At 39.5% G+C, this 8,216-nt stretch carries 6 protein-coding genes; 1 reads left to right on the forward strand and 5 read right to left on the reverse strand.

All coding sequences use genetic code 11. The features are described from left to right. Window positions 1–184 precede the first annotated feature (184 nt). Window positions 185–937 carry a Nif3-like dinuclear metal center hexameric protein gene (locus tag QL998_RS19715; RefSeq protein WP_182198005.1) on the reverse strand — a complete coding sequence of 251 codons (753 nt, stop codon included), beginning with the start codon at window positions 935–937 and terminating at the stop codon, window positions 185–187. Between the two features lie 150 nt (window positions 938–1,087). Here QL998_RS19715 and QL998_RS19720 point away from each other — a divergent pair, with 150 nt between their 5' ends. Continuing rightward, window positions 1,088–1,429 carry a hypothetical protein gene (locus QL998_RS19720; protein ID WP_002961684.1) on the forward strand — a complete coding sequence of 114 codons (342 nt, stop codon included), beginning with the start codon at window positions 1,088–1,090 and terminating at the stop codon, window positions 1,427–1,429. Between the two features lie 138 nt (window positions 1,430–1,567). Here the strand turns inward: QL998_RS19720 and QL998_RS19725 are convergent, their stop codons facing one another. The 4 genes from QL998_RS19725 to QL998_RS19740 all read right to left on the reverse strand — a co-directional run bounded on the left by QL998_RS19725 (window position 1,568) and on the right by QL998_RS19740 (window position 7,710). Next, window positions 1,568–4,747 (reverse strand): amidohydrolase family protein, encoded by a 3,180-nt coding sequence (locus QL998_RS19725; RefSeq protein WP_182198003.1) that lies wholly within the window; start codon window positions 4,745–4,747, stop codon window positions 1,568–1,570. A gap of 105 nt (window positions 4,748–4,852) precedes the next feature. Next, a complete protein-coding gene (locus QL998_RS19730; protein WP_002961680.1) occupies window positions 4,853–5,677 on the reverse strand; it encodes a M90 family metallopeptidase in 825 nt (274 codons plus the stop codon). Between the two features lie 168 nt (window positions 5,678–5,845). Further along, complete coding sequence (locus QL998_RS19735) at window positions 5,846–6,484, reverse strand: chloramphenicol acetyltransferase (RefSeq protein ID WP_182198007.1); 639 nt, start codon at window positions 6,482–6,484, stop codon at window positions 5,846–5,848. A gap of 185 nt (window positions 6,485–6,669) precedes the next feature. Next, window positions 6,670–7,710 (reverse strand): Glu/Leu/Phe/Val dehydrogenase, encoded by a 1,041-nt coding sequence (locus QL998_RS19740; RefSeq protein WP_033028599.1) that lies wholly within the window; start codon window positions 7,708–7,710, stop codon window positions 6,670–6,672. Window positions 7,711–8,216 lie beyond the last annotated feature (506 nt).

Below are 8,216 nucleotides of genomic sequence, written 5' to 3' on the forward strand. Positions count from 1 at the left end.
ACAATATGCGCGGATTACATCAAGGTCAGAAGTAATAATCTTCACTAAAAGACCGTATATATGACAGCAAACCTGTCCCTGCTATCGTTGAATGACACCTTGCAATACTGGAGGAGACCATATATGAACTCTGGATAATAAATCTATCTCAATTAGAGTTCAGGTTAACTAATAGATAGCCTAGTTAAACTGGGTTATCTATATCTATAAATGTCACATCAAAACCATGCTCTTGAGCAAGTAACTCACCCAGAGCTTTTACACCATAGCGCTCTGTTGCATGATGCCCTGCAGCAAAAAAATCAATGTTTTGCTCACGAGAACTATGAATTGTTTGCTCCGATGCCTCACCCGTTAAATAAGCATCAATGCCTTGCTCTGCTGCTAAGTCAATATATCCTTGCCCACCACCAGTACACAGTGCAATGGTTTCTATTTTAGCTGAGCGTACTAAGCTTGTGAGCGGGGTTCGATTAAGCACTTTTGCAATTTTATCTGCAAAATCTTCACCACTTAATGGTGTTTTTAAACGCCCTTTCATTGCTACGCTATTTGAAGTTGGCTCTAGCCCTGTTTCAATTTCAATATCCAATAACTTTGCAAGTTGCGCGTTATTGCCAACTGCTGGATGAATATCGAGTGGTAAGTGATAGCCGAATAAATTAATATCGTTTGCTAGTAGCGCGCCTATGCGACGCTTTTTCATACCCGTTATTGGTTGAGATTCCCCTTTCCAAAAAAAACCATGATGAACCAAAATAGCATCTGCTTGTTGCTCAATGGCAGCTTCTATTAAAGCTTGACTTGCGGTTACACCCGTCACAATTTTTTTAATTTCGTTTTTACCTTCGACCTGTAAGCCATTTGGGCAAAAATCTTTTATTAAATGAGGTTTCAAAATGTCATTTAGGAGTTGGTTAAATTCTCTACGTTGCATATAACTTACCTTACTTAGCACTGAATTTTGTGCAAATTTTGGCGTTTATAGCCCTAAAATGGAAGGAAAATCGCAAAAAATTGAAAAACTGTTTTAAAATAGGTATAAATACCTCTTCTTTATCTGTGTTCACAACGTATAGGGTCTCTGATGAGCAAACTAGACAAAACAGAAGTGTTATCTGCCTTTGAAGCAGCGTACGAAACTGCCAATGGTAAAAAACCTGAAATCACAACTAAACCTGGTTGGTACAGCATTGATGGCGGTAAAAATTTACGCCTAGCTGACGTAGCAGAGCTTACTAAAAAATTAAACTCTGGTAAAACAACTAAAACGAAAAAACCAAAAGCAGCTGCTCCTGTTAAAGCACAGAAAAAAGCGCCATTCACTGTTGTTACCGAAAATGAAGAAGGTTACACAGCGGAAGAACTTTGGATTGTAATTTTAGCTCGTAAAGATCATGACTGTCGCTTACCGCGCGGTGTTGTTTAATCAACATTTATGATTTTTAAAAGAAACCGCGTTAAGCGGTTTTTTTATATCCGTTATTTGCCAAAAACATAAAGCTTTATAAGTTGTGTAAGGCTAAAAAAAGCGGCTATGTAGCCGCTTTAAAAAGTTTAAAATAAATTACAGTTCTTCAAAATAAAATGGTTCGCGTTCTTTTTTACCCACTTCATTCATTGTCTCTGCATTGAATAGTCGACCATTGCTCATGGTGTAATCTACTTTATCCGAATCTCGAATATTTTTAAGCGGATCGCCATCTATAACCATTAAATCAGCCAGTTTGCCCACTTCAAGCGAGCCTACGTTTTTATCAAGTCCTAAATACTTAGCCGGATCGAGTGTTGATGCACGTATTGCCTCAAGCGGTGTCATTCCGCCTTGTGCGAACATCCACATCTCCCAGTGTGCACCTAAGCCTTCACGCTGACCGTGCGCACCTAAGTTAACTAATACACCTAGGTCTTGCAGCTCAGCAGCAACGCGTGCGTTATTAAAGTGATTATAGTGATGATCGGGCGCTTTAATGCGGCGCATAGAGCGTGGTAATAATTGATTTTTTGGCACAAATTTACTTAAACGTGGATGATTCCACACATCAGTTTTATCGTACCAGTAGTTCTCACCCCAAATGCCACCATAAGCCACTACAAGTGTTGGTGTGTAACCAACATCACTTTGCGACCATAACTGCTTTATATCGTCATATATGTTCTCTACAGGGATTGAATGCTCAATACCTGTGTGTCCATCTACAATCATACTTAAGTTATGTTGTAATAATGAGCCACCTTCAGGGACAACCATCATTTCAAGTTCACGGCCTGCTTCAATAACTTGTTGGCGCTGCTCTCGGCGTGGCTGGTTATACGATTTAACACTAAACGCCCCTACTTTTTTAAGGCGCTCTAAATGAAATTTAGCATCGTCTAACGAGTCAATATGCGACGTATAACCTGGCATATTTGCGCCATATAAAATAGTACCCGTTGAGAAAATACGCGGACCAACAATCATGCCTGCCTTTTGCATTTCGCTTGCGGTAAATATTTCTGAGGTATCGTTTGATGGATCGTGAATTGTAGTTACACCCAGCGCTAAACCTGCAAAGTTTTTCCAGTTTTGCTCAGGTATAATTTCACCGCTTGCTTGCGAGCCATGTGCATGAGCATCAACAATACCAGGCATAATTGTTTTGCCTGTTACATCAATAACCTCAGCACCTTTAGGGATGCTTATCTCACTGGCTGTACCAATTACTTTAATATGCTTGCCATCAGTGATAATTACACCATTTTCAATAACCTTTTCGCCATCCATAGTAATAATTTTTGCACCAGTGAGCGCAATCATGCCTTTAGGCTCTGCCATTTTTTTACTGAAACCGATATTATCGCCACTTTTCACTTTAAAGTCGGCATCCTCAGCTTTGTTAATGGCAAACATCCCTTCAAGGCTTGCATGATAAAGCTCAGGCCCTAATGTCCAGTAAAGTTTGTTGCTCTTAGCACTCCAGCTAATGTTTTCACCAGCACGCACCGATAACTGCTCTATTGGGAATTGACTGTCTTTAGGCCCAATATTAATTGTTTTACCACTTTGAACAAACGGCGTTACAAATACTTTAAATCGCTCAGCAAAAGCGAGGTATTGCCCATCTGGTGATACTCTAAATTCTGTCGCATGTTCTGACTCGTACAGTTTGCGAACTTTTTTACTTTCAAGCTCAACTACGCTAAGCGTTGGTTTTGGCCAAGGACTCATTATAAAAACGCGATCGCTTGCATCTCCAAATTGTGGTTGATAACCACTTTTTGAAATAAGTTCACTTTTACCGCCTTTAGCGCTTACGCTATAAACCCCCGGATTAAGTGACCACTTAGGGTTTAAAATATTGCCGCCAGTAGCTTTTCGATAAACAACCGTTTTACCATCTGGGCTAAACGTTGGCTCTACATATTTACCAGGCTCTTTAGTTATTGTATCGCCACGACCACTGCGCGCAGACACCACTCTTACAGACCCTTGTTTGTTATCATCCCATGTGGTGTAAACTATTTTTTTACCATCGCGAGAGTACTGTGGAAATAATTCGTAATGATCAGTTTGCTTTGTTAAACGCTTAATTTTACCCGACTCTAAATCACGTTTATAAATATGCCCAAGCGCTTCAAAAATTGCCGTTTCGCCATCTGGGCTTACTTGCACATTACGCAGCATTTTTACATCAAACTCATCAGTATCTAAGTTTTGTGTAAAGCGCACCGCTTTTTGAATTTTTTTACTTGTTTGCACTTTAAAAGGAATGGTTTTTACAGATCTGTCTGCAACATCTAGCTTGTGAATTGTGCCACCAGCCCAAAATACCAGTTCTTCATTATCGGGTGTCCATGCAATAGTTGGGTATACACCATGAATAGCCCATGTTTCTTGCATATCTCGCTCAAGCTTATCGTAAAGCTTAGTGTGCTCACCGCTGGTTAAGTCATATAAATAAAGACTAGTTTGAAAATCATCACGCTTTATATACGCCAGTTTTTTTCCATCAGGTGACGGTGTAGGCCTAATAGCACCGCCCATCGTATCGATTATGGTTTCAATTTCACCCGTTTCACGGTCGTAGCGCTTAATTTTATAAATACCCGCTACAGAATCTTTTGAATAATGAAAGGTTTTACCGGGTGTTGCATCATGCGAAAAGTATACATAACGACCATCCGGTGAAAACATTGGCTCACCTAAATCTTTTTGATCGTTCTCGCGTTTTGTAAGCTGTACGCCCTTGCCACCGGCTTTGTGATACAACCACACTTCACCTGCTCCCAATGAGCGGCTAGCTGTAAAGTGTTTACGCGCAACTAAGTAGTCGCCATCAGGACTCCATGCAGGACTATTTAATAACCTAAAGGTTTCATCGGTAACAGCGTGTTGATTTTCGCCATTTAAGTCCATTATCCAAATGTTATCGCCGCCACCTTGGTCGGAGGTAAACGCAATACTTTTGCCGTTAGGACTAAAGCGTGGTTGCATTTGCCATGCAATATCAGAGGTGAGCTTTGTAGCTGTACCACCACTCATTGGCATAGTGTAAATATCGCCAAGTAAGTCAAACACCACAGTTTTACCATCAGGGCTAATATCTATATTCATCCATGTGCCTTGCTCAACGCTAATTGCAGCGTTAACAAATTGCCCTTTTGGTGAATCTACTTGCCATTTTTGTTCGTCTTTTTCAGCGGCATTTACCTGCCCTATCGCTAATGACACCGACAATGCTAATACTGTATGAAGCATTTTTTTCATGCGTTTCTCGCTTGTTATTGTTGCAGTAAAAACTATTTCACATGATTGCAACAAAAACAAACGCAACTTGCCAGCGTTATATGATAAAGCGCGGTTTATGTAGGTTTAATGCCAAACAATAGGGTCAAATTGATAGTAATTAACTAGCATACTATAAATTTCAGGATCGTATCGGCGAAGCTCTGCGGGTTTTTCGAGGAAGGTTTCGGTGAGTACAGCAAAAAACTCAGCTTCGTTAGTCGCACCATAGCTGTGAATAACATGTGGCATGCTATAAGCAACATGACTTTTCAACTGGGTGAAAGCACGGCTAAATACTCGGCCCCACTCTTTGTAATCTGCTGAGCTTTTTAAAATGGGTGTGCCCGTTGTTTTACCTGTTTCTTGATCGAGTTGATGCGCAAACTCATGAAAAACTAAATTATGTCCATCACTTGGCAAGCGGTTACCTTCAAGCACGTCATGCCAACTGAGTACTAGTGTGCCGCCAGGCCATGACTCGCCTAGTCTTACCGTATTATGGTAACTCACAAGTCCTGCACTATCGCGAGTTGATTGCGGAGCATAATAAGCACTGGGGTATAATAAAATTTCTTTTACATTTCTATATAACGGCCACGGTTTATTAAGCACTAATACACACGCATCGGCGGCAACAATTAACTTCATTGCAGACGTTAGCCTTAAGCCATCACAACCAACGAAGCGTTTTTCGTTTAAAAACCACGTTATGTGTCGCTCTAACTTTTCTCTGTCAGCGTCGGTCATTTTTTTATAGATGGGCATGCAACGCAGTAAAATATCTTTTTGCTGCGAATTTAAAGCAAAGTCTTTATATTTACTGCGCCATAATCGGTTTTGAATTGATGGCCAACGCCAGAAAATCACCACAAAAAGAATTAAAACAACAATTAACAGTCCATTTATCATGGGGATTTCCTGAGCTAAGGTATGGTATATAAATATGTCCAGCACACGTGCTTTTCAAGCATATAAGGTTATGTATTTGAATATAAAGTAATTCGAATTGTATGACCTATAAACTACTTATAAATTACTTACTGCTTTGCACTACCGTTAAAATGGTGACTTTTAAGATTAAACTTTGCAAAAGGTGTCAAATGTATTCTGCAATGTGTTTATAAACTTTGCTACGTGCAAACCATCCATTAATGAATGGTGTACATCAATAGCTAAAGGCATTGTGCCTGTGTGTTTATCAAACTGACCAAATACAAATTTAGGAATACCTAAACTCTCACCTTCACTAAATGCATGCGAAAACGCACTAAAATTCAGCCACGGCAAAACAGAAATATGAATTAAGTCTGCCTGCCCTTCCGTTTGGGCAAACGCATCAGAGAATAACGGCTGTAATTTCGCTTTTTTGCTTACGTCACTTGCATGATTTGCAAACTCTTTAAAATCGCTTGCGCTATTAAAATAACTAAAAACAAACGTATCGTTTTCAGACAACTCAACCACACTTGCGCGAACACTATTAAGTAACCATGGTTGATTATCTATTATACGTAGCATTATTGAATCGTACTCATGGCACGCTTTTAAGGTGCAATATACATACGCTTGAAAAAAAGAAAATTGATTGGTTTTGCAATAGTCGTAAAGTGCTTGAGCATCTAAACGCACACACACATTAAAATAAGGCTGAGAAAAGTGTTTAAATAATTCAAAGTGTTGCTTTCTAGGCCAATTATCTAAATCGATGGGCTGCATGAGAGAAATTGAGGGAGTCATAATTTGCCGCACAAAATTAAAAATAAAGTGTACCGCTGTTCAGTAATAATTGCATTAGGGTCTGTTGATCTTTCAAGGTTAAATCCGCAAAGATCAACACCCCTTAACTTACAGATAAACAAAAGGTGTGCAATTGCACACCTTTATTGCATTTTAGCTTAAATTTATAGACCGTTTTTAATGATCTCTTGGGCTAATTCGTCAGCAATTAAATGCGTTGATTTTTGCTCTTTTTCGCTGCGAGCAAAAATTTCAGTTAACGTATTAAAAATACCTTCAACATGTTTATTAGACGCTGCTGCACTGTAACCATCTGGCGCTGTTTCATAATAAACATTAATAATACCACCGGCGTTAATTACGTAATCTGGTGCATATAAAATGCCTTTTTCACGAATAACTTCACCGTGGCGAGATTCTGCCAGCTGATTGTTAGCACAGCCTGCAATAATAGTCGCTTTTAAACGCGGTATCGTTAAATCGTTAACGGTTGCACCTAATGCACAAGGTGCATAAACATCAACATCTAAGTCGTAAATGTCATCAATGCCAACCGCAGTTGCGCCAAAATCACTGACTACACGGTCAATGGCAGCTTGGTTAATATCAGTTACAAACAACTCAGCGCCCGCATCATGTAAATGTTTACATAAACCATAAGCAACAGCACCTAAACCTTGAACAGCCACTTTCACACCTGCAAAATTTTGATGACCGCGTTGATGCTGTAGCGCTGCTTTAATTCCTAAAAACGTACCGTATGCTGTAAATGGCGATGGGTTACCGCTTTTACCTTCAAGGCCCAGTACGTAATTAGTTTCTTTATTCATGATAGCTACATCAGCACATGTGATGTTTACATCTTCTGCTGAGTAATAGCTGCCATTTAATCGCTCTAACTGGCGGCCAAATGCACGGAATAATTGCTCAGATTTAATTTCTTTCGCGTTACCTATAATTACAGATTTACCACCACCAAAGGGTAAGCGCGCAACTGCATTTTTATAAGTCATGCCCTTTGATAAACGTAGCACGTCATAAACAGCATCTTCGTCGTTCGCATAATCCCACATTCTACATCCGCCAACAGCAGGACCTAGGTTGGTATTATGTACAGCAATAATTGCTTTTAAACCCGACTCTTCATCAGAACAAAAAACCACTTGTTCATGGTTATCAAATTCAACTCGATTAAACACAGCCACTTAAAATACTCCGAAATAGTTAACCCGTGAGAGGGTATGCGCGCTGGAAATTGCCGAGACTTTATCATTTCATATTCGAGTTCGCTATACTCGCAGAAGATAAAACCAATGAAAACATCGAGCTTAAATTAAATAACCGGATTAAAACTATTTTATAGATAAAAAATTCACAAAATCGTTATTTGTAAGTTTTAAATACTATAAATATAAAAACCACACCAACTTACGTTTACGTGAACGTAATATAATTGTTGTATGTAAAGTTTAATATACAAGTGCTACTTGCCCGACACGTACTGCTGCCTATAGGTTTTCAGTAAAAAGTGAGCTTTTTCGCAAACTGGTCAGAGCTGTAAACTTACTAATAACTCTATTTAAAAAAACATCGAGTAGGGTGAGGCTTTTGCCTCATCCCTCTCACAGAACCGTACGTACGGGCCTCGTATACGGCTCCTGTATTCTTCTATCCCTTCGGCTTATTTTCTAAACGCCGATTGAGCAAGCCA

The sequence above is a fragment of the Pseudoalteromonas sp. APC 3691 genome, assembly GCF_030408135.1.
GTDB lineage: Bacteria > Pseudomonadota > Gammaproteobacteria > Enterobacterales > Alteromonadaceae > Pseudoalteromonas.